Annotated in this window: 20 protein-coding genes; 7 read left to right on the top strand and 13 right to left on the bottom strand. The window is 64.4% G+C overall.

All coding sequences use genetic code 11. The features are described 5' to 3' along the window. Positions 1 to 278 precede the first annotated feature (278 nt). The 3 genes from HUV01_RS02765 to HUV01_RS02755 all read left to right on the top strand — a co-directional run bounded on the left by HUV01_RS02765 (position 279) and on the right by HUV01_RS02755 (position 1,909). Complete coding sequence (locus tag HUV01_RS02765) at positions 279 to 503, top strand: hypothetical protein (RefSeq protein ID WP_254606332.1); 225 nt, start codon at positions 279 to 281, stop codon at positions 501 to 503. Further along, positions 500 to 886 carry a type II toxin-antitoxin system VapC family toxin gene (locus HUV01_RS02760; protein ID WP_174296793.1) on the top strand — a complete coding sequence of 129 codons (387 nt, stop codon included), beginning with the start codon at positions 500 to 502 and terminating at the stop codon, positions 884 to 886. The genes HUV01_RS02765 and HUV01_RS02760 overlap by 4 nt, the downstream gene beginning before the upstream one ends. A 615-nt stretch (positions 887 to 1,501) precedes the next feature. Next, complete coding sequence (locus HUV01_RS02755; protein WP_174296792.1) at positions 1,502 to 1,909, top strand: single-stranded DNA-binding protein; 408 nt, start codon at positions 1,502 to 1,504, stop codon at positions 1,907 to 1,909. 73 nt (positions 1,910 to 1,982) lie between these two features. On the opposite strand, the gene HUV01_RS02750 is transcribed toward HUV01_RS02755, so the two are convergent. Beyond that, positions 1,983 to 2,879, bottom strand: a complete 897-nt coding sequence (locus tag HUV01_RS02750) for a LysR family transcriptional regulator ArgP (RefSeq protein ID WP_174296791.1) — start codon at positions 2,877 to 2,879, stop codon at positions 1,983 to 1,985. 73 nt (positions 2,880 to 2,952) lie between these two features. Between HUV01_RS02750 and HUV01_RS02745 the strand changes: the two genes are divergently transcribed. Next, positions 2,953 to 3,582: a LysE/ArgO family amino acid transporter gene (locus tag HUV01_RS02745; protein WP_174296790.1), complete on the top strand. Its 630-nt coding sequence runs from the start codon at positions 2,953 to 2,955 to the stop codon at positions 3,580 to 3,582. A gap of 145 nt (positions 3,583 to 3,727) precedes the next feature. Here HUV01_RS02745 and HUV01_RS15060 read toward each other — a convergent pair whose 3' ends face one another. Genes HUV01_RS15060 through HUV01_RS02705 form a run of 8 tightly spaced genes read right to left on the bottom strand, consistent with a single transcriptional unit; the run spans position 3,728 to position 12,568 of the window. After that, positions 3,728 to 4,288, bottom strand: coding sequence for a hypothetical protein (locus tag HUV01_RS15060; RefSeq protein ID WP_254606331.1), 561 nt, complete (start codon positions 4,286 to 4,288; stop codon positions 3,728 to 3,730). Further along, positions 4,282 to 4,581: a hypothetical protein gene (locus HUV01_RS02735; protein ID WP_159513391.1), complete on the bottom strand. Its 300-nt coding sequence runs from the start codon at positions 4,579 to 4,581 to the stop codon at positions 4,282 to 4,284. The genes HUV01_RS15060 and HUV01_RS02735 overlap by 7 nt, the downstream gene beginning before the upstream one ends. Then, positions 4,569 to 5,261, bottom strand: a complete 693-nt coding sequence (locus HUV01_RS02730) for a hypothetical protein (RefSeq protein ID WP_217430885.1) — start codon at positions 5,259 to 5,261, stop codon at positions 4,569 to 4,571. The genes HUV01_RS02735 and HUV01_RS02730 overlap by 13 nt, the downstream gene beginning before the upstream one ends. A 37-nt stretch (positions 5,262 to 5,298) precedes the next feature. Next, positions 5,299 to 6,360 carry a ParB/RepB/Spo0J family partition protein gene (locus HUV01_RS02725; RefSeq protein ID WP_368039987.1) on the bottom strand — a complete coding sequence of 354 codons (1,062 nt, stop codon included), beginning with the start codon at positions 6,358 to 6,360 and terminating at the stop codon, positions 5,299 to 5,301. Between the two features lie 38 nt (positions 6,361 to 6,398). Further along, the gene (locus tag HUV01_RS02720) at positions 6,399 to 10,643 is read right to left on the bottom strand and encodes a strawberry notch family protein (RefSeq protein ID WP_174296788.1); all 4,245 of its coding nucleotides are present in this window, start codon (positions 10,641 to 10,643) and stop codon (positions 6,399 to 6,401) included. A gap of 59 nt (positions 10,644 to 10,702) precedes the next feature. Beyond that, positions 10,703 to 11,539, bottom strand: a complete 837-nt coding sequence (locus HUV01_RS02715) for a DUF7146 domain-containing protein (RefSeq protein WP_174296787.1) — start codon at positions 11,537 to 11,539, stop codon at positions 10,703 to 10,705. A gap of 40 nt (positions 11,540 to 11,579) precedes the next feature. Further along, a complete protein-coding gene (locus tag HUV01_RS02710) occupies positions 11,580 to 11,894 on the bottom strand; it encodes a hypothetical protein (protein WP_174296786.1) in 315 nt (104 codons plus the stop codon). Next, positions 11,891 to 12,568 (bottom strand): ParA family protein, encoded by a 678-nt coding sequence (locus HUV01_RS02705; protein ID WP_174296785.1) that lies wholly within the window; start codon positions 12,566 to 12,568, stop codon positions 11,891 to 11,893. The genes HUV01_RS02710 and HUV01_RS02705 overlap by 4 nt, the downstream gene beginning before the upstream one ends. A gap of 207 nt (positions 12,569 to 12,775) precedes the next feature. Between HUV01_RS02705 and HUV01_RS15290 the strand changes: the two genes are divergently transcribed. Next, positions 12,776 to 13,705: a lytic transglycosylase domain-containing protein gene (locus tag HUV01_RS15290; RefSeq protein WP_217430884.1), complete on the top strand. Its 930-nt coding sequence runs from the start codon at positions 12,776 to 12,778 to the stop codon at positions 13,703 to 13,705. Here the strand turns inward: HUV01_RS15290 and HUV01_RS02695 are convergent. From HUV01_RS02695 to HUV01_RS02680, 4 genes are all read right to left on the bottom strand, one after another. Beyond that, a complete protein-coding gene (locus HUV01_RS02695; protein WP_174296784.1) occupies positions 13,672 to 13,947 on the bottom strand; it encodes a hypothetical protein in 276 nt (91 codons plus the stop codon). The two genes, HUV01_RS15290 and HUV01_RS02695, sit on opposite strands and share 34 nt — an antisense overlap. 91 nt (positions 13,948 to 14,038) lie before the next feature. Continuing rightward, a complete protein-coding gene (locus HUV01_RS02690; protein ID WP_254606330.1) occupies positions 14,039 to 14,935 on the bottom strand; it encodes a replication initiator protein A in 897 nt (298 codons plus the stop codon). Between the two features lie 181 nt (positions 14,936 to 15,116). Next, positions 15,117 to 16,469 (bottom strand): plasmid replication protein RepC, encoded by a 1,353-nt coding sequence (gene repC / locus HUV01_RS02685; RefSeq protein WP_174296782.1) that lies wholly within the window; start codon positions 16,467 to 16,469, stop codon positions 15,117 to 15,119. A 501-nt stretch (positions 16,470 to 16,970) separates the two neighbouring features. After that, complete coding sequence (locus tag HUV01_RS02680) at positions 16,971 to 18,155, bottom strand: tyrosine-type recombinase/integrase (protein ID WP_174296781.1); 1,185 nt, start codon at positions 18,153 to 18,155, stop codon at positions 16,971 to 16,973. 201 nt (positions 18,156 to 18,356) lie between these two features. Between HUV01_RS02680 and HUV01_RS02675 the strand changes: the two genes are divergently transcribed. Both HUV01_RS02675 and HUV01_RS02670 read left to right on the top strand, forming a co-directional pair. After that, positions 18,357 to 19,115 carry a hypothetical protein gene (locus HUV01_RS02675; protein ID WP_174296780.1) on the top strand — a complete coding sequence of 253 codons (759 nt, stop codon included), beginning with the start codon at positions 18,357 to 18,359 and terminating at the stop codon, positions 19,113 to 19,115. Continuing rightward, on the top strand, positions 19,112 to 19,759 hold the full coding sequence (locus HUV01_RS02670; protein WP_174296779.1) for an RES family NAD+ phosphorylase: 648 nt from the start codon (positions 19,112 to 19,114) through the stop codon (positions 19,757 to 19,759). The genes HUV01_RS02675 and HUV01_RS02670 overlap by 4 nt, the downstream gene beginning before the upstream one ends. Positions 19,760 to 19,906: the final 147 nt, after the last annotated feature.

The following is a 19,906-nucleotide window of genomic DNA, read 5'->3' as shown; positions in this document are numbered from 1 at the left end:
TGTTCAGACAGCGCCTAGACCGTCCAGCACAGCTGTTCAATATGGCTGCAAACGACCCTGATCGGACGCGAAAGCTGCTCATCTCACAGTGTGCCGACAGGGTATACCCAGCCTGACATACCACCCATGACACCGCTGCGCGTCAGTCAACGTAAGGGATTGTGGCATAAGCGCGTTTCTGTCACTTGGGTCGCTAGGAGCATTGGCTGGGATATAAATCCGTGGGGACACAGATCATCGATGTCAGGGTGGCAAGCAACGGCCGAATGATCCTACCCTTGTCGGTTCGCAAGGCAATGGGGCTGCACGGCGATGCCAAGATCATCCTGACTCTGGAGGACGACCAAGTCCGCTTGTCCCCCATCGGCCATGGCGTCTCCCGCGCCAAGGCCTTGTACCGGGAGCATGCCAAGCATGACCGGACGACCGATCAGTTCCTGATCGACCGTGCCGCCGATGAGGGTGATGATGAGTCCGACGATCGTCGGGGAGACGGCGCGTGACCTCGGCCGTTCTGGACGCCTCGGCCGTGCTGGCCTTGGTCCGCGACGAGCCTGGAGCCGACAAGGTGGAGTCTCATGTTGGGCGCGCGGCGATCTCGGCGGTCAATCTGCAGGAGGTCGTGAAGGAGCTCCTGCTCAGTGGACTCGATGAACCAACCGTTCGCGAGCTCCTCGACGAACTTCGTCTCGACGTCCGGTCGCACGATGTCAGCGCCGCCTACGCGGCCGCAGGCTTGCACGCGCAAACGCGCCAGTACGGTCGTGGCCTGGGCGACCGATCATGCTTGGCACTGGCGCTGCAGCTTGGCGTCCCTGCCCTTACCGCAGATCGTGAGTGGAAGAAAATCAAGGTCTCAAACTTAGAGCTTGAGCTTATCCGGTAAGCGCACTGCAGCTCCGTTTATGACGCAAAGCCGACGTGGTTGTTTCCGCTCGTCTCGTGGATCATCTCGCTTTGCCCGACCTGCAAAATAGTCGAGGCGGACTCGCTATCAGCCGATTGCGCTGGCGCTCACCTTCTGGCGCCGCGGGGAGGAAAGCCGGCTGACCAACCCTGCCCTATCGAACTGCGCCACCACGCGACGCCGTGGCCGGAAGTGCCGGCACCGGCTTCGGTTCCGGCTACATGCCCGCATGATTGGCCTCGCCGGCATCGAACCGGCGAATTGCACCGAGCTGGCGACAGAGCTGCATGACGAGCGGGGCTGCGAGGGTTGCAGGGCATCGCGGCGGCGAGCTTGAGGATCCTCTGTTCGGTTGCCCGGCTGATCGCCCGTGGTGGTCATCCCCTCTTTTTTCTGAACGACCTAAGCCGGCCGTCCGTGGCGTCCAACCCGCGATCGTTCGGACCGAGTTGCCGCTGCGCGGCTGCCCGCACCACTCCTCCGATCGCAGGTTCCCCTTCGCGTCTGCGCGCTCCGGTGGACGCCATGTCCTGGCCGTCTTCGACGGTGTTCAGTCGAGGGAACGGACCCCCGGCGAACAGAAGGAACCTCGAAATGCAGAACCTCGTCATCCTCGCCGGCAACGTCGGCAACGCGCCCGAGACCCGCACCACCACCGGTGGCACCAAGATCACCAACTTCAGCCTCGCGACCTCGCGCCCGAAGCGCGACAGCGAGGGCAAGGTCCTCAGGGACGACAGCGGCCGCCGCATCGAGGATACCGAGTGGCACCGGGTCACCTGCTTCAACGGCGTCGGCAAGTCGGTCGCCGACAACGTCGAGAAGGGTCAGAAGGTCATGATCCGCGGCCGCATCCACTACACCCGCTGGACCGACCAGGAGAAGATCGAGCGCTTCGGCGTCGAGATCATCGCCGACGAGGTGACCTTCCTCTCCTACGGCAAGTCCCGCCAGCAGCAGGCGGCTCCGCAGGACAACGAGGACGACGACATCCCCTTCTGACGAACGCGGGTCGGCCCGGGAGCCTCGGCTCCCGGGCCTCTTCGCATGGCGACGGGTTCACCTAGATGTGGGATCAGCTTCCGCCAAGTTCTCGCGAAGCGACGCCTTTGACGGCTTGGGTGAGACCGCGGAGCGCGCCGGAATGAAGCCGCGCGACCGTCCAATAGAGCATCACGTCGATGCGCAGGCCGGGCGGGAGCTCGACGAGCCGTCCAGCTTCGATATGAGCCTCGACCATCGGCACCGGATGCAGGCTCCACCCCAGCCCTGAGAGGGTCAGGTCAAGGAAAGCATAAGTCGAGGGCACCCAGAAGACCGGGGCGGCGAGCTCGGTTCCGTACGCCTCGCGCGCCCACCGCGCTTGCAAGCCATCCCGCCGGTCAAACTGCAGGTACGGCGCTCGCGCGAGCCTCGCGCCGTTCACGCCCGCGTCGAAATGCCGGATGATGAACTCCGGACTGGCACAGGCCGCATAACGCAATGCGCCCAGTCTGGTCGTCCGACATCCCTGTACCGGGTCGGCATCGGCGCTCACTGCAGCGAGCACCTCCCCGGACCGAAGGCGCTCGGCGGTGTGCGCCTCGTCGTCCAACTTGAGATCGAGCGACACGTCTCCCTGTCGGCCAAATGCGGCCAAGGCGGCGTGAAACCATGTCGCCAGGCTGTCGGCGTTGACGGCGATCGTCAGGACGGGCGGAACGGCCGCGTGCCGCGCCGCGCGTCCTAACTCTGGATCCAGGTCGTGCTCGAGCAGCCGCACCTGATCGTAGTGCGCGCACAGCTTACGCCCGAGTTCGGTTGCCTCGCACGGTTGCCCTCGACGGATAAGAATCGAGCCCAATCGCTCCTCCAGCCCGCGCACGCGCTGCGATACCGCCGATGGCGTGACACGAAGCGCGACCGCAGCCCGCTCGAAGGTGCCCTCGCGGACGACTGCGGCAACCGCGGCGATCGAAGCGTAATCGAACATCGATGAAGCTTTGCTTCATCGGGCGTAGGCGAACAAGTTTCTCTATCCCGGCATCGTGCCGCAGGGTGTGACCATGACGAACCTCATTTCCTCGTTCGCGTCGGGAGTCCTCCTGTCCGCCGCGCTCATCATGGCAATCGGCGCGCAGAATCTGTTCGTGCTCCGGCAGGGGCTCCGGCGCGAGCATGTCGGCGCGATCGTGCTCTTCTGCGGCTGCGCCGATGCGGTGCTCATCGCAGCCGGGGTCGCCGGCGTCGGCGCGTTTCTCGGGGCGATGCCCCAGCTCACCGCGGCGTTGACGTTCGGCGGTGCCGCCTTTCTCACGTGTTACGGGGTGAAAGCGCTGCGTCGGATGGCGTCGTCTGATGCCATGGTCGTGGGTGCCGGGCCGGATGTGACGCTCCGCCGCGCGCTGGCGGCGGCAGCGGCCTTCACCTTCCTCAATCCGCATGTCTATCTCGATACCGTGCTTCTGATGGGCGCGGCCGGATCGAGCCAGCCGGCCGAACTGCGCCCGATCTTTGTGGCTGGCGCCTGTGCGGCCAGCTTTAGCTGGTTCGCAGCGCTTGGCGTCGGCGCCCGCCTCCTCGAGCCGGTCTTTGCTCGACCAGCCGCGTGGCGCGTCCTCGATGCGTTCGTTGGTATTGTCATGCTGACGCTCGCGGCGTCCCTGCTGGCTCGCGGCATCACGATGCTGAGCTGAACGAGGACAACTCGGCGCTCGTCTTCGCGTTCGCATCGCGGGTCACGGTGCCGAAGATCGTCGCGTCGAGGCTGGCCATCGATCTTGGCAGCGTTGGGGAAAGACCTTCTTCGCACAGGTCAGATCAAGTGACGAGGAACAAGGGTCAGGCGAGGCAGGCCGTCTCCCGGCCGAGCCGGGACCGCCGCTCATTCCGCTTCGCTTCACCGAGCCCCTGGCGGGTCTCGTCCCGTTCGGGTGACGATCGACTGACGGGGCGCTCCCGCGCCGGAAACTTCTTTCCGGAAACGGGCAATATCTTTCCGTCGGCCGGGCGGGGCGCATGTTCGGAGGCGCGTCCTCGGCTCGTCAGGAGACGCGGAGGGCGGTCGGTCGGGTGGGTGACCGGCGGCCGGCGAGGTCGGGCGTCCCAAGCGGTCCAGCGCCGAACGCGACGCTCGTGGCGGGTGATCACGGCTCCTGTCGCCGGCACCCCGAAGACGATAAGCCCAGATAGAGCAGGCCTTCCGGCTGCGCCTGGGCCGAACAGCCCTACGGCGACCTGTGCCGCGGGGTAGCGCGGAAGATAGTGGTGGTCGGAGATGAAGGCGCGCGCGGTCGTGTGGTCGACGATGTCGACGGCGTAGCGGCTTGGGTCGATCATGGTGTCGCCGGAGACGAACAGGCTGCGCCGGTCCCGCCAGCGCTGGGTTCGATCGGTCAGCATGACGGGTCGCACCGTCGCGTCTGCGGCCTCGTTCGTGGGCGGGGACGGTTGAGACACCGGGCGATGTGGCCTGCATAGACTCCGACGGCCGACCAATAGGCTGCGAGTGGCGGCTTGTGCGTCCGCCAGCTTTTCTCGGCACGTTGACGCGCGTCCAGCTGCAGGTCGAGCAGCACGAGGCGGAGCGCCTCCTGGGCGGCCGGTTCGAGATCGCGAAGCGCGGCGATCGCCGGCAGGCTGAGGATCGGATTGCGGACGTCGGCGCGTGCCGAGCGATCGATCACATGAACCATGTGTCGATCCCGTCGAGATCGAACGCCGCCTGGCGGTTGTCGATAGTGAGGGCCAGCGCGCCGGGCTTCACCCAGATCTCGCGAGGCGAAAGCGTGAACCGCTCACCGGAGTCCGCAAGGAGCAGCGTTTCGCCGACGGTCGTGGCAATGCTGCAGGACGCGGGCGGCGGGATGGCGTTTCCGACCCATTCGCGCTTTTCGGCGTCGGACGTGCCGATCAGGTCGACATATTCGGTGGGATCGAGAATCCCCTGGATGACGAGGAGTTCGGCCGAGGTGAACGGGCGGTGCCATGTACCGTCGAGCGCGACGATGCGCGCGACCAGGCGATCGTCTTTGGCGGGTAGTGCCGTGGGGTTTCCCTCGGTCGGTTCATCGGCTTCGCGAGGGTCGGCGATCGACCAGCTGCCGTTGTTGTCCTTGGCGTGGCCGGGGATCGCCTTGGTGTGCTGGGTCCAGCCCACGATGCCGTAGTGGCTCTGCGACAGGTAATTCTGCCGGTCGCCGCGCGTCAGCCCCCGCGGCCTCGGGTCCGCGACGGACAGCGCACCCGATCCGACGCGATCGGAGCCGGTGACGGTCGGCGCAGCGGCTGTCGCCGGCACCACTCGCATCTTGTTCGCGTACTGGCCCATCTCGCCTGCGCGGTAGACCGGGTCGGCGACGACGAAGGCGCCCATGCCGGTGGTCGACGCCCCGATCACGGCGTTTGTCGGGCTATCGTAGGGGCAGACCCTGTACTTGCCGTTGGGGTGGCGCCCTTCTCGTGCCCGCGGGTCGGCGACGGCGCCGGCCTGTTCGGTGATAGCAACGATGCGGAAGGTCGCGGCTGTGGGGGAGCGGTGCGCGCGCGGATCGGAGACGGCATTCGGACCCGATCCGACCCACATGTTCCTCACCGAGACGCTTGGCCTCGGCTTCCATGATCGTGCCGGCGAGCGACTGCGCGATCTCGGGATCCGACCAGCGGTCGCCGTCCTCGTTGAACAGTTCGCGCTCGATGCGCCCGCCAGCGGCGACATAGGCGTCAGCGCCGACCAGGATCGCGACAGGGTCAGTCGCCTTCATGGTGTCGTTCGAGATGGCGCGGCGGATTTGGTCGGCGTTGATGTAAGCGCTGTGCCGATACTGGGCGAAGACGCGCTCCTGCTTCGCGCGGTCCTCGGTCGAACCATAGGCCTTCGCCATGTCCAGGGTGATCTCGCCGTTCGCCAGCGCCTCGAATACCGGCTCCGCGAGGTTGGCGAGCCGGAGGCGACCCTCGATAAAGCGGCGGGTCTGGCCGAAGCGCTTGGCGACAGCATCGATGTCGCCGTCCGATTGCAGGAAGTGCTGGAACGCGCGGCACTCCTCCGCCGGCGTCATCACCTCGCGCTGGAAGTTCTCGGTCAGTGAGAGCTCGCGCAGGTCGTTGTCGTCACCGACGACGATCTTGACGGGCACGTCGTAGTCGGCCGCGACGATTTCACCCGCCTCGGCGAGCATCATGGCTCCGAGGAAACGGCGTTCGCCGGCGATCACCTCGAACGAGCCGCGGGGCTTCGACGGCGTGACCAGCAGGTTCTGGATGATGCCGCGCGCCCGGATGCTGGCGGCCATGGCGGGGATGTTCTTGGGCTGCGTCGTGCGGACGTTCTTCTCGGACTGCTTCAGCTTCGCGAGTTTGACGGTCTGGGTCATTGCCAGTCTCCTGAGCGTGGTTGGTGTCCGACGAAATCCCTCGCCGAACACCCTCCCCGCTCCCCCTTCCCTTCTGCTTCGTAGCTCGCGCAGCGACATGCACTGCACCTTGTACCGCGCTTTGCACTGTGGCGGCGTCAGCCGTCCGATTGTGCCGTCAGGCGGGCGATCACCTCCGAGGCACCCTCGTTGGGTACAAAGAGCCTCGTCTTGTAGGAGACGATTTCCGTGTAGCAGCCGATCGATTTCAGCCACGGCAGCTGCGCGGCGGGGGCACCGACAACCTCGATCCGAGGCTTGCCGTTGACCCGAGCGCGCTTCACCTCGCATGCGAATGGTCGCTTGAGGACGATCGAGCCGCCTTCCAGCGCGGCCTTCGTAATTTCGTCCGGGCTGAGGACCTGGGGTTCGTCCAGGCCGAGTTTGTTGAACAACCCGTGCAGATCCCGGGGGAAGACCATTCGGCCAAGCCAGGAACGGCCTTCTCCGTCTACGACGCGGTTCACCGCCAGGTGATCGCTCGGTAGCGCCGACCAGATCGGGAGGAGCAAGCCCGTGGCCAGCCGGATCGTCTCGGTGTCGACCTTGGTGCGGGCTTCCTCGGTCTCCACCTCCCAAGCTCTCTGGAAGGTCTCGCGTGAGCACTCCTCCCAAGCCGTCTCGTACATGTCGTCCATCGTTAGATATTCTCGACGCGTCGGCCGCATCAGCTCGACCCGTTCGACCGCGACACCTTCCTCGGTCATCCCCGACCTGGAGGCGGTCCGCAGCGCGACTTTCCCCGATCGGCCGTTGTGCAGGAACACGGCGGTGCCGTCGCTGTCGGCAATGCGCAGCACTAGGTCGAGCGACACCGGCTGGCGCCGTCGGGTCACCTCGATAGTAAGGAGGTGCGAGGTTGCACCCGTAACGGCATCGGTCCGCAGGATCGTGTCGTCGAGTACGGTCGCGGTGTCGACGGCCATCGTTTCGACACCTACGTCGAGCGTGCCGGCATCCCGGGCTGCCGCGACACGGGTTTCGACGAGCGCTAGGAACTCGTCGAAGATGAGGTTCTGCAAGCCGATCGGAAGCGCGAGGAGGCGATTGAGCCAGCGCTGAATGGGTGGCAGGTCGTCCTTCAGGACGCCGTCCTTGTCTTGCAGTTCGAGCCCGGTCCGGTGCGTAAAGTCTACGAGGTTCGTGCTGGTGAGCTTGCCGGCGATCAAGAGGTGATACCAGGTGATCAGGGCCGCCTTGGCGTACTCGGATTCGAGATTGTCGGCCGGGTCGAAGAGGTTCTGGCCGCCTGTCTGGCGCTGCCCGCGCGTCAGCGCGCCCAAGCTGTCCAGACGCCGCGCGATCGTCGACGTGAACCGCAATTCGCCTTTGCAGTCCGTCGTGACGGGCCGGAAGAGCGGCGTACAGGCCTGATGTGTACGGTGTGTGCGGCCCAGCCCCTGGATAGCGCGATCTGCGCGCCAACCCGGCTCCAGCAACAGGTGTACCCGCTGTTCCTGGTTCTTGACGTCGAGGCTTGCGTGGTAGGAACGGCCGGTGCCTCCGGCGTCGCTGAACACGAGTACGCGCTTGGTCCCTGCCATGAAGGCAGCGGCATCCGCCTGGGTCGCGCGGGCCGAACGGGACTCCAGCCTTTGGGTGCCGTTCGCGGTGCTGACGAGCCGCTTGGTCCGCCCGGTAACCTCGGCGACGTTGTCGTGACCGAAATGCTCGAGCACGCCATCGAGCACGGCCGCTATCGGTGGGAGCGCGCAGAGCTGCTCGATCAGATCGTCGCGGGCCGCTTCTGCTTCGGGATTGGTGACGGGCGTGCCACGTTCGTCGAACATCGGCCGGGACCGGATTTCACCGGTGTCGTCACGGTACGGCGTCATCTGCTGAACGGGAAATGCACGCTGCAGATAGTCGATGATCGCCTCTCGCGGGGAGAGGTCGAGGTCGAGCTCGGCCCGTTCGTCCGGCGAGAGTTCGCCTAGGCGCCTGTCCAGGATCGCCTCGGCGGTGCTGACCAATTGGAGTACGACGGACTGACCGGCCTCCAGGTGCTGGCGCACCGCAGCGATCACGGTCGGCAGCTTGCACGATAGAAGCACCGCACCGAAGAAACGCTGTTTGCAGCTTTCAAACCGCGAGCGCGCAGCCGCCTTGGCGCCGGAGTTCAGCGTGTCGCCCTTCAAAGGATCCACTACGCCAGTGAGCTCCAGGGCTTTCTCCATGTTGCGGTGGATAATGCCCCAGGCGTCGGCGTAGGCGTCGTACACCTCCACCTGCTCGGGGGTCAGTTCATGTCGCAGGATGTCGTACTCGACGCCGGCGAAGCTGAGCGCGCGGGCGGTGTAGAGGCCGGTGGCCTTGAGGTCGCGGGCGACGAGCTCCATCGCGGCGATCCCGCCCTGCCGGATCTCGGTGATGAACGCCTCGCGGTTAGCGAACGACGTCTCGGGACCCCACAGGCCGAGACGCACGGCATAGGCGAGGTTGTTATTCACCTCGGAGGCGCCGGTCGCGGACGCGTATAGGACACGCGCCCCGGGCAAGCGGTTCTGCAGCACGACGCCGGCAATCCCCTGCTGGGAGCCCTTCTTGGCGATCATGCTCCCCTCGCCGCCCGCAACGCCGCCCATCTCGTGGGCTTCGTCCCATGCGATCACGCCCTCGAAGTCGTCGCCAGCCCAAGCGATGATCTGCTCGAGCCGGCTCGCATCGCCCCGTGTGGAGCGCAGAGTCGGGTAGGTGACGAAGAGAACACCTTCGCTCATTGCGATCGGCTCGTCGATCTTCCAGCGGGAGAGCGGCTGGACATCGGCTGCAAGGCCGCCAAGCGCGGTCCAGTCACGGATCGCGTCGGCATGCAGGGCCTCGTTCTTCGACACCCAGATGGCGCGGCGACGCCCGGCAAGCCAGCTGTCGAGGATCACGGCCGCGACCTGGCGGCCTTTGCCCGCGCCGGTGCCGTCTCCCAAGAAGAAGCCCTTGCGATACCGGCTGCCGTTCTCGTCCATGATGAGGCCGACCCCTTCGGGATCGGGACGGAAACGGCCGGGAATGAACTGCGTCCACGCATGACCGGCGTACACCACTGTTTCCAGCTGCGAGGAGGACAGGAGGCGGTCCTTGACCGTTCGCTCCGGCAACGCCGGAACGTGGGTGGGGATGGGCGCGGGGATCGAGCCCATAGCGACCGATTCAACGAGTGCGGTCGGGTGCTCGCCGGCGCTGTCGAAGACGATGCGGCTTGGCCGGTATGGCAGATAGACGCCCGTCTGCTCCGCAAGCGGTGCCGGGGTTTCTAGGACCTGGTACGTCACGGGTGCGACCTCGTTCCGGGCGGGAGCGCGGAAGACCCGGGGCGCGGCCGCGGGCTTCGATCGGACGCTTCGGAAGAGGGACACGGCCCCTCCCCTCGCGGCGGCAGGCTTCTCGACCTCGTTCGAAATCTCCAGGCGTTCGGGTACGCTGATCTCGGGGAGGAGTTCGCGCACGGTCCCTCGCTGGATCGTCACGTGGTTGCTCTGGCCGACCGCTTTGTCGAGAACGTAAAGGCGGACCGCGACGCTGGTGCCGTGCTTGCCGTATGCGTCGGTGAGGCGGATCGAGGTCCTGACCGTCACCTGCTCCAGCGTGGTCGTCCAGATCTGGCCCATGCGCGCGGAGTTCGTGAACCAGTCGGGCATGATCGCCACCACGCGGCCGTTCGGGCGGACGCGCCGGATCGCTGCCTGGAGATGTCGAACCGCGGCAAGCGAGTCCGTGCCGTGCCCGATCGAGCGCGAGAATGGCGGGTTCATGATGATCAGGGTCGGGCGGGTCGACGCTGCCATCGCGCTGCCGATCGTTGCGCCGTCATGAGCCGAGATTGGCGCTTCTGGAAACACCGCCTGCAGCCGGGCACGCCGGGCAGGGTCGATCTCGTTGAGCTGGAGGGCCGTGACCGTGGGAAGCTGGGCCACCAGCAAGCCGTTCCCGGCGCTCGGCTCGAGGACGATGTCGGAGGGCATGGGAGCCGCTAGGATCAGGGCGACCGCAGCCAAGTCGAGGGGTGTCGAGAACTGTTGCCACTCGATTTGCTCCTCGCTTCTCACGGTCTGCGTCGGAAGCCGATCGAGAAGCACTGCAGCTTGCAGCACGTCATCATGTGCAACGTGCAAGCGGTCTGTACTGCGAGTCCGCATTGCAAGTGCAAGTGCAAGCTCCAGTACCTCGAAGCTCTCACGCTGGGTCCAGCGGCCGTCGGCGTCGGATCCGCCGAAGGCGGTTGTCATCGCCTCGTTGAGCAAGGCGCGCGTGATCTTATCCTGGCCCTCGAGGCTGGGAACGAGCCGCATCGCCGCAGCGGTGCAACATGACGCACGATCGCGTGCGGCGTCGAACAGGTCGTTCATGGGGATCTCCTGGCTCTGTGGCTGCACGACGCAGCTCACCAGACCAGTCCCCCTCCCCTCTATGCTCCGGTTCTGACGTCGGCCCAGTCGCCGAATTGCCTCGGGGGCGGCATTCGCCGGAGATCCAAGCCACGCGGACGGTAAGCTGCCCACGCTTTCCGACGGGCGCGGCGTCCCTCTGGATCGTTGTCTTCGGCGAAGATCAACGTCCTGACTGAGTTCGGGATGTGGACGCGGTCGAGCCTCGCGGCGCCTAGCGTCGCCCAGCACGGGATGCCGTTATGCTGGGTGAACATAGCGGCCGTCTCGAAACCCTCAGCAAGCGCCAGCGTGTCCGTCACGCGCATGCCCTGCCAGCTCGCGCCAGCCGGAGTCCCCAGCATCACCTTCTCGAGATACCCTCCGTGTTCGAGGTCGAGGAAGACCCGCTGGACGGCGCGTAGCGCTCGACCTTCTCTGGCGGCGACTATCAGCGCGGGGAGGAACCGGGTGGTAGGCTTCGGTCCCCAAGGGCATCGGGGGTGAAACCGGAGGTCGTCAAACCCGTCGCGGATCCCGCGCTGCTTCAAGTACGCCTCCGCAGGCGTGCTGGCGACCGAGACGGCCTCGCTCCAAAGCCGCTCGACATTCGGCTGTCGGCCGAGCGGTGCTGCCTTTGGCGGCTCGTAACGCTGGCCGGGCCTCAGCCGGGAGATCTCTCTCAGAACGTCGTCCGCGTCGCAGCCTGCGAAGCAGTGAACGAGGATCCCTTCATGGCCCTGCCGGACCGAGAGGCTCGGCGTCTTATCTTGGTGGGCCGGGCAGCGGCACATCGCGAGGTAGCCGCGCCAGGTGCCGCCCAGGGCACCTACGATATCGACGACCTGCTGCGTGGGTTTTAGGGCGACTAAAGTCATGGTGCATCCTTTCTCATGATGCACCCCGCCCCCTTCCCTCCTACTCCTTAGCGCTCCCAGCCAGCGCCAGAAGACGATCCAGCGCGTCAGGGTAGGAGAGCTGCTCGCGGTCGCAATAGTCGTTGAAGCGGGTGTAAGTGGTTGGGGTGATCCTCATGGTCACCGACTTGCTCTTCGTCTCGCGCACCCTGCGACGACGTGCCGTTGGCGCGGACTGGTACTCGTCGGGCAGCTCCATCGGAGCGGAGCTTGGGCGCGGGGCGGGGGTAGGGCGCACCTCGGAAAGATCGAGACCGCTTGCAGCAGGCTGCCGGGCGGTGCGGCCGAACTTCTTGGGTTCTGGTGCTTCGCTCATGCTTTGACCTCGGACGTGATGATGGCAACGATCTCCCGAAGGAGGCTCTGGACGTGCTGGCGAGCGCGCTCGGTCCGCGCGAGGTTATGGGCGTCCAGTTCCTCCAACGTCATTCGGTAGAGAAACATCGCGCGATAGGCGTCGCCCAGGAACAACTCTGATGAGAAGACCGGCGCCGCCTCGCGCGTCTGTTCCATGATTTCGCGCTCGGCTCGCGAGGTGATCGCGGTCGTGCGCTGGGTGAACAGGATGCGGTAGGGGAGGGGCCTCTGCCGGGCACGCTCGATGAACTCGAGCCGGTCAAGGAACTCGATCGATCGCTCAAGGTCCGCGGCCGATGCTCGCTGAGGGATGATGAGCATGTTTGCCTGCAGGGTGGCGTACATCACCTGCTCGTTGATAGCCCCTTTCACGTCGAGGATTACGAAGGGGTATTCCTGCGAGGCGTCGTACACGGCTGTCTCAAGCTGCTTCTGCGTCATCTTGTGGCCGTCCTCGACCACGATCCCATCCTTCAGCTTCCAGTCCTCATACCAGCGATAGAGGGAGAGCTGAGGGTCCGTGTCGATGACGTAGACCGTCTGCCCCGCAGACCTGATTTCGGAGGCGAGCGCGAGCGCGGTGGTGGACTTGCCGACCCCGCCTTTGATGGATCCCACGAGAATGACAGCCATGACGGTCCCCTTGTACTGCTAGTCAGCATTACAGTGCAATGCACTTTGCATGCGTCTTTGCATCTGAGTGGCAAAGCGAGCTGCACCTTGCAAGCACAATCGCGGTACACTGCGCGTTGCGCCGCGCTATGTAATGCGGCCTGCACTGCAATAGTGTAAAAATAATCCACGTTGTCAGGCTCGGAGGCGTGTGGTCCTTTGCTCGCCATGGCGAAGAGGATGATCCCGGGTGCGAAGACGCTGATCGGCGTCGCTGCCGGCGCAGCTGCGATCACCAGCGCTGCCGCTCAGCAGGTCGAGCTAGTGCCGTTCAGAAGCGTCGGTGACGGTGTCGTAATCGAGGTGGGCAAGAAGCCCGTTGCGACCGAAATCCCGGCTGTTCTTCCGAGCGAGGCGACGGCGCTCTCGGCCGAGATGCTTGCCGAGGATTTCGAGGGGATGGCGCCGCCTCCGTCGTTCGCGCCGGCGATCGCCATGGCACCGGTCGAGCGGTCGTCCATTCCAGTGCCCCTTTGGATGCAGACCGGGAAGGTAACGACATCGGGTCTCGCTGCTGCGGCTGCGGTGGCACCGTATCTCTACAGCCCGGCCGCGTGTTCGATTTCACCGTACCGTCCCCGGGGCGACCTGCCCACGTACCTCGAGCAACGCCGCGCACGCTATTACCCGCTGATCTCGGCCGTCGCCTGCGAGGCGGGCGTGCCCGTAGGGCTGTTCGATGCCCTCGTAGCTCAGGAGAGCCAGTACAATCCGTTGATCGTGTCGCCGAAGGGTGCGGTGGGCCTCACCCAGCTGATGCCGGGCACCGCGGCTTACCTGGGCGTGTTTAACTCGCGCGATCCGCTGCAGAACCTGAGGGGAGGGGCCCGCTACCTTCGCGAGCATTTGGACGAATTCAAGAGGGTGGACCTGGCACTCGCGGCCTACAATGCAGGCCCGGGCCGGGTTCGTCTCAACGGGCGTATCCCGCCGTTTCGCGAGACGATCGGCTACGTCTCGGCGATCACCCGGGGCTGGAGTGCGAGCGCCTTCAGGACGGCCACGATCCAGACGGCGTCGCTGTCGACCAGCGTGCCGACCTTCCGCGGCGCCCAGCTCTTCAACTACACGTCGACGAGCGTCGCGAACCCGAGGTGATTGGCATAGAGCATGGCGATCGCGAGTATCGCCGGCGCGCCGAGCAGGTAATTGAGCTGCCAACGGACCCAGACGCGCGGAGCCGCAAGAACCTTGTCCATCACCGTGGTCGTGGCCAAGGTCCTGGCTCCCGAGCGATAGTCGTGGACCGTCTTGATCACCGCGACGATCGCGCACATCGCGACGAGCAGGCCGACCGCGGCGTAGAGCGAAATCCAGGCATCGAGTGTCGCTTGCGGCATAAAGGCTCCTTAACGCGAAGAGGCTTTCAACGCCTTAACGGAGGGCCTGCGAGATTCGTTGCTGTGCCGGAGAAGCGGGCAGGCGAGGAGGCTAAGCTGCGGCGTGTAGTGAAGCTGATACGAACTTATGCTTCGGCCGCATTCTCACGCTCGTCGTCACCGACTTTCGCCGGCGTCCGATCGAGTCAGTATGCTCGCCAGTCACCGTCTCGACCAGATCGACGTCATACTCTGGGAGGCGGTTCTCGCCCTCGATCGTCTTCACGAGTTGTTTGAGCCGTTTCATCGGTCCCATCGAGCCGATTTTCCGGTGGAGATCCTCCAACGTGATCTCGATCGGCCCATTCTCACAATAGCAGTGAGCGATTTCGTACATACGTCGCTCAATGGCGCCGAGCCGGAAGTAATCGTGATGATAATGGTAGATACGCTGATCTCGTTTGATCGCACGATACAGCCAGTTGCATGGGCGAACGCGGACGTACCGGAGCAGTTCGTCACCGTTGGCCATTTTCTCATATTCAACTTGAGCTTCGGAAAGCCAAGAAAACCAGCCACGATCGATCTTCGATCCGGTCTCGATGTTCGTCTTGATCTGCGTACCCTGGAGACGCTCTAACGCCTCGGCAAAGCGCCGGTAATCCCGGATCGACGGACGCTCCACGCCGGTGATGCGAAAGAAATCGTGCGCCGCAAATGTGACGTCCTCGTCGGCAACCTGACCATCTGCGATTGCCTGCGCCACCAACGAGGCGACGTAGAGCAGGATTTCCTTGTCCCACATCGTCGCGACGCCGGTTGCACTCGGACGGATCTGGATCGTGACCTGATCATGCCGGTATTCTATCGGCTCAAGGTGGGCATTCTTCGATAGCACGAAGAATGGGAAATCCATGATGCTCCGCTCACCACGGACCTTGCCATGAAGGGGGCTATCCATGTCGAACAACGAAATTTGCCGCGGTAGGGCGGGGGACTTAGCCATCATCGCTCCATTCCGAAAACCCGCCTAACCATAGCACTATCGAGCATATGATCACCCCCGTCCCGACATAGGGTAACTGAAAGCACGAGGATTCGCGTTCGTGGGCGTCCGCGCATGGGCGTTTACCATCGGAAAGGGCCTGGGCAGGGCAGGGGGCTCGTGCTTTCAGTTACCGTATCGTCCCTCACAGCAGCTGCGCCGACCTGCTGGTTCGAGCCAGTTTCAGCGCCGCGAATGCGAGCTGGCCGATCGACCGCGGCTCTGAGCCGGTGGAGAGTGAGCGCATAGCCTCGGTGCGGGCATTGTCCTTCAAGCCATGGAATGTCCGGCCAAGGTTTAAGAGACCAGACGCAGCGTGCTTGTTCATGCCGCGGAGATAAGCCCCCGGACGCTCGACGTCTCCTCGAAGGTGCTTGTGCGCCGTTGCCAAGACGGAGGCCGCCGCGCCCTTTTGCCCCATAAGGCGACATGCTTCGTGCCAAACATTGCGGTGGATCGCTGTCTGGTCGACGAGTCGCTCGGCCGTACCGATCAGCGCTCCCCACGTTGGCGTTTGCGTATCGGCTAGGATGAATTCGGGCACCACAGAAGCGATGAACTCGGGGTCGACGCCGTGCTTGGCCAGATCTGCCTCAACCTCGGTCTGCGGTTGTTGATCACGAACGTCGTACTCAGACCCGCTACTTCTTTTCGGATAGCCACTACTGTATTCTGCTTTAGCAGTATGGAGTTGGTTTGTAGTTGTATTGAGGGCGTCTCCAGAGACGTCCGAGGGCGAATCTTCTTGCTGCTGCTGAGGAGGATTCGAAAGCTCAAACGCTGCCGTGACACTCCTGCCAAGCTCATCAGCGCGGCCTTCCATCTGCTCGACACAGGCCCCTAGCAGGAACTCGTCGCGCACCTGGCGCATCTGCCGGGTTGCAAGTTGCGCGATTTCGACCGCAGTTCCCGCATCGATCCCGTCAATTCCCTCATCCTCCACCAACTGGGCCAAGCTGCGGATCCGGCGACGAGCGGCCGTCAGCCGTTTGCGTAGCAGTTCGATCCGCAGATCGGCCGCATTTCCTTCGTTCGCAGTCGTCAAGAACTCCTGGTACCGTGCTCCAAGTGGGCTGAGATCAATCCCGTAAGCGTAGATCAGTCGACCGTCCTTGCCACGGGCGCCAATTCGGTTGCCGTTCGCGCTGTCGCGATGCGTCAGCAGGCCGTAGCGGGCTGCACTGGTCAGCATCTTCTGCAGTTGCCGGACGCCGATACCCAGCTTCTGGGTCAGCTTTTCGTTAGAGGGGAAGACGATTGGGCGTTGTCCGTCGGACCAGTCGATCGCCCGAGACCAACTCATGAGCGTATCGATGGCATGGACGAGGCGAGGGGGGATACCCAGATAGGGTGCCGCCCTCTTGAACATGGTGAGGACTTGCCGGTGGCTGACGTCGTCGGGAAGACCGTTGAATGCATGAGCAAGCTGGTCAGTGGCGGCGGTGCGCTCATCTATCCGGCGGTGACCGGCGCCTGGAGCGTAGACAAAGGTAGTCATTCGGAAAATCCCCTTTGGATTTCCGTGCGGACGCAGAAGTCCGTGGCGCCCTGAGCGCTTTCTTCTTGCTGCGTATTCGGAGCTCGGTTAGGTGATCGTTGTCACACGGCCTCTTCGAGGTTCCGAAAAGCCCGGCCTAGTGCCGGGTTTTTCTTTTCTGCACGGCATTCCCTTGTTCTGGTTTCTCGCCGTCGCTCGGCGACGAGGTCGCGCCTGGGACACCCGGGGCTTGCGACTTTCACAAGGTAAACGGCAGTTGCGTCGAGAGTCGCGTCTCGCGGCTCGTGCTATCTGTTACCGTGTCTGGGAAATCCTCGTGCTTTCAGTTTCCCTATGCGCCGTTTGGCGCCATGCGCAGCGGAGTAGGGGGACACGGTAACTGATAGCACGTGCCCATCTGGGGCTTGATCGTGCTTGCTCGCTTGAACGGCGGCGCCTCGTGCTTTCAGTTACCCTATGTCTGAGAAGAGCGAGCGAGCGCAGCTGGGCGGACGATCTCCACTACATGAACCCCTTCCCAGCGTGATCGCGGTAGCGTTCCGTGTCCCGGACATATTCCGCCACCATGTCGATCGAGGCATGCCGGCTATGCTGCCTCATCTTGAATAGGTTGGCGTTCTGGCGTCCCGCCTCGGTGAGGAAGCCCGCGCGCAAGGAATGGCCCGCGAAGGGTTCGGGCGAATAGCCGGCTGCGGCTGCGGCCGCCTTCACCACGAGCGCCACGCCCTTGGTGCTCATCGCCTTGTCGGTAAGGCGACCTTGCGGCGTCAGCTTGCGGAACACCGGTCCGGCAGTGATCCCCGCTTTCTCGATCCAGGCGTCATAGTGGCGGACCGGCTCCAACCTTGGTCCGTCGAGCACGGCAACGCCCTGACCAGCACCGAACTGATCGGTCTTCGAGGACTTGACCAGGATGGTGAGTCCTTCAGCATCTCGAGTCACTCTGCCGACGGTGATCGCCACCAGCTCCGAACGGCGGAACGCGCCGCCCATTCCGATCGCGAGCAGCGCGCGATCGCGGTGCGCGCGCAGATCGTCGCCGGTGATGCTGCGAAGCATGTCGCGCAGGATGTCGCCATCGGCCGCGCGCTTCTTGTTGATCTCGTCATCCTTCTTGGTTCGGCGGATGCCGCCGACGACCAAGCCCAGGTCGCCCGCGCCGGGCTGCGACGTCGGCGGTTCGACCTTGGCCATCCGGTGCGCGAAGATGATCGCCGCCAGACGGCGGTCGATTGTCGCCCTGGTCAGCGGCTTCGGCGCCCGCCGCATACGAAGCTTGCCCGTCTTGGTAAACTGGTCAGCTGCCGGCACGAAGCCCGACGTGGCGAGCTCCGTCAGGAATGCGGCGACGGTTGCCGGCGTTGCGGGTAGCGGACGGTAGCGGCGCTCAGAGCACCAGGCGAGGAACAGGTCCCAGTCAGATCGATAGGATTGCAGCGTCGCCTCGGCGCGGCCGCGGCGCAGGAACTGGTCGACGCGCTCTTGGTCGTCGGGCGCAAGATCGGGAAGGTAGAGGTCCTGAGGTTCGACGCGGTCGAGGACAGTGAGTGCTCCGCTGATGATCGCGTCGAGATCGGCCGGACGATCATCCCTGGGTGTCGAGCCTGCCGGTTCGTCCGCAGCCGTGACCAAGGACGATGCGAGGATGTCATCGGCGTTGCATCCAGGCTCGCCATCGGTGACCATCACTGCTCCGCCTCGCAAAGTGGGTCAGGCTCGCTCGACATGGTCGATCGGTCCTGGTTCGATCCTAAATCGGTAGCCGAAGACGCGCGTTTGACGCCATCATCTTTTTTCCAGGAAGGGGAGTTACTGGAAAATACAATGAGGGTGACGGACGCGGTTAGATCGCTTATGTGTTAGGCAGACTAACCGCAGGAGCTGTCCATGGCGACCCTCGCCAACGCTGTCGATCCAAGTGCCTTCGCCAAGCTGGTGTTCGCCAGCCTGGTCGAGACCGCCCGCGCCAAGCCGGCCAAGCGTCGCGGGGCCACGCGATCCGAAGCGGCCGACGACACCTTATATATTGCGCCTACCGTAGAGGGCTTCTCGGAACAGTATCGAACCGCCGTTGATCATGCGATCGAGCAACTGGCTGAGACTAGCATCGCGGCTGACCCGGATCGACAGGCGCTCTACGCGATCGTCGACAAGCTGCTGCCCGACGTCCGTGCGCGCCACCTCGAGCGCAAGATCGAGCAACTCCTTGACATCCTGGCAGACACGCATGATCCGATGGCCGAGTTCCATACGGCGGTCGCGGCCGACAACACCGCCATCCGCCAGCGCTTCATGCACGAGGTCGAGACGCTGACCTCGGCCGAGGTCGCGGCGCGCGCCGGGCATGAAGCCAAGAACCGTCACCAGACCGCCGCGCGCTGGAAGGCGCAGGCTCGCGTCTTTGCGGTCCCGTACCAGGGACAGGATCGCTTCCCGACGTTCCAGTTCGACGCCGACGGCAAGCCGCTGCCTCTCATCAAGAAGGTCCTTGAGGCCCTGCCGGCGAGCCGGACACCATGGCAAACTGTATTCTGGTTCGTGTCGTCCAACTCGTGGCTTGGTGGACCCGCTCCGAGGGAGCTCCTCGACGATGAAGCAGCCGTCCTCGAGGCCGCCGCCCATGAGAGCGACGAGATCGGCGGGTGACAGCGCTGGCGCCGACCGGCATTGTCCCCAAACCGCCGTCCGCTTTTGCGACCCACGTCACCGATCTGCGCGTAGGCGCGGTTCTCTGGCGCATTCACGCCGAGAAGCTTGCCGGCGATGCGTTCAATCCGGGCTTTGGCGCCTCGCGGTTCGCGCCGATTGGCCCGATGCGGAAGCGCGTGCCGACCGCCTATGCCGCGGACGGGTTCGAGGCCGCGGTCTACGAGACCATCTTTCATGATCTCGACCCAGCGCAGTCCTTCAAGACGTACCCGCTGAGCAAGCTCGCCGATGTTCGCTGCTCAGTGCTGCGGGTCGCCAGCCCGCTAGCGCTGCGGTCGTTTCTCGCGCCTGATCTGATGAAGCTGGGCATCGCCCGCAATCAGCTGATCGACACGCCCTCGCGGGAATTCCCAGACACCCGGCGCTGGTCTGCGGCGCTACACCGCAAGGATGCCGTTACGCACGGGATGGTTTGGGAGTCTCGCGCCTATCCTTCGTCGCTGGCTATGATGTTCTTCGGCGATCGTGTGCCGGCCGCGGGCCTGAGCGTCGTCAGCACCACCCGGATTGACGCCGACCCAACGCTCGCGACGCGCTTCAGGGCACTAGCTGACCGATCGGGCGTAACCCTCGTTGTCTGAGGCCGTAGTTTGGTCGTTGAATGCTACCCGCCTTTTTCCCGAAAGGAACAATTGTTCACCTCGGCTTTGCGGCTAGGGACTGTGGGGATTCACCGCGAGTTGATGACGGCGGCGGCGAGGTAGATCATGGCCTCGAAGCTCTGGTCG

The organism is Sphingomonas bacterium (assembly GCF_903643035.1).
Taxonomy (GTDB): domain Bacteria; phylum Pseudomonadota; class Alphaproteobacteria; order Sphingomonadales; family Sphingomonadaceae; genus Sphingomonas.
The sequence above is the reverse complement of the archived record's forward strand: the minus strand, read 5'-3'. Positions and strand labels throughout refer to the sequence as shown.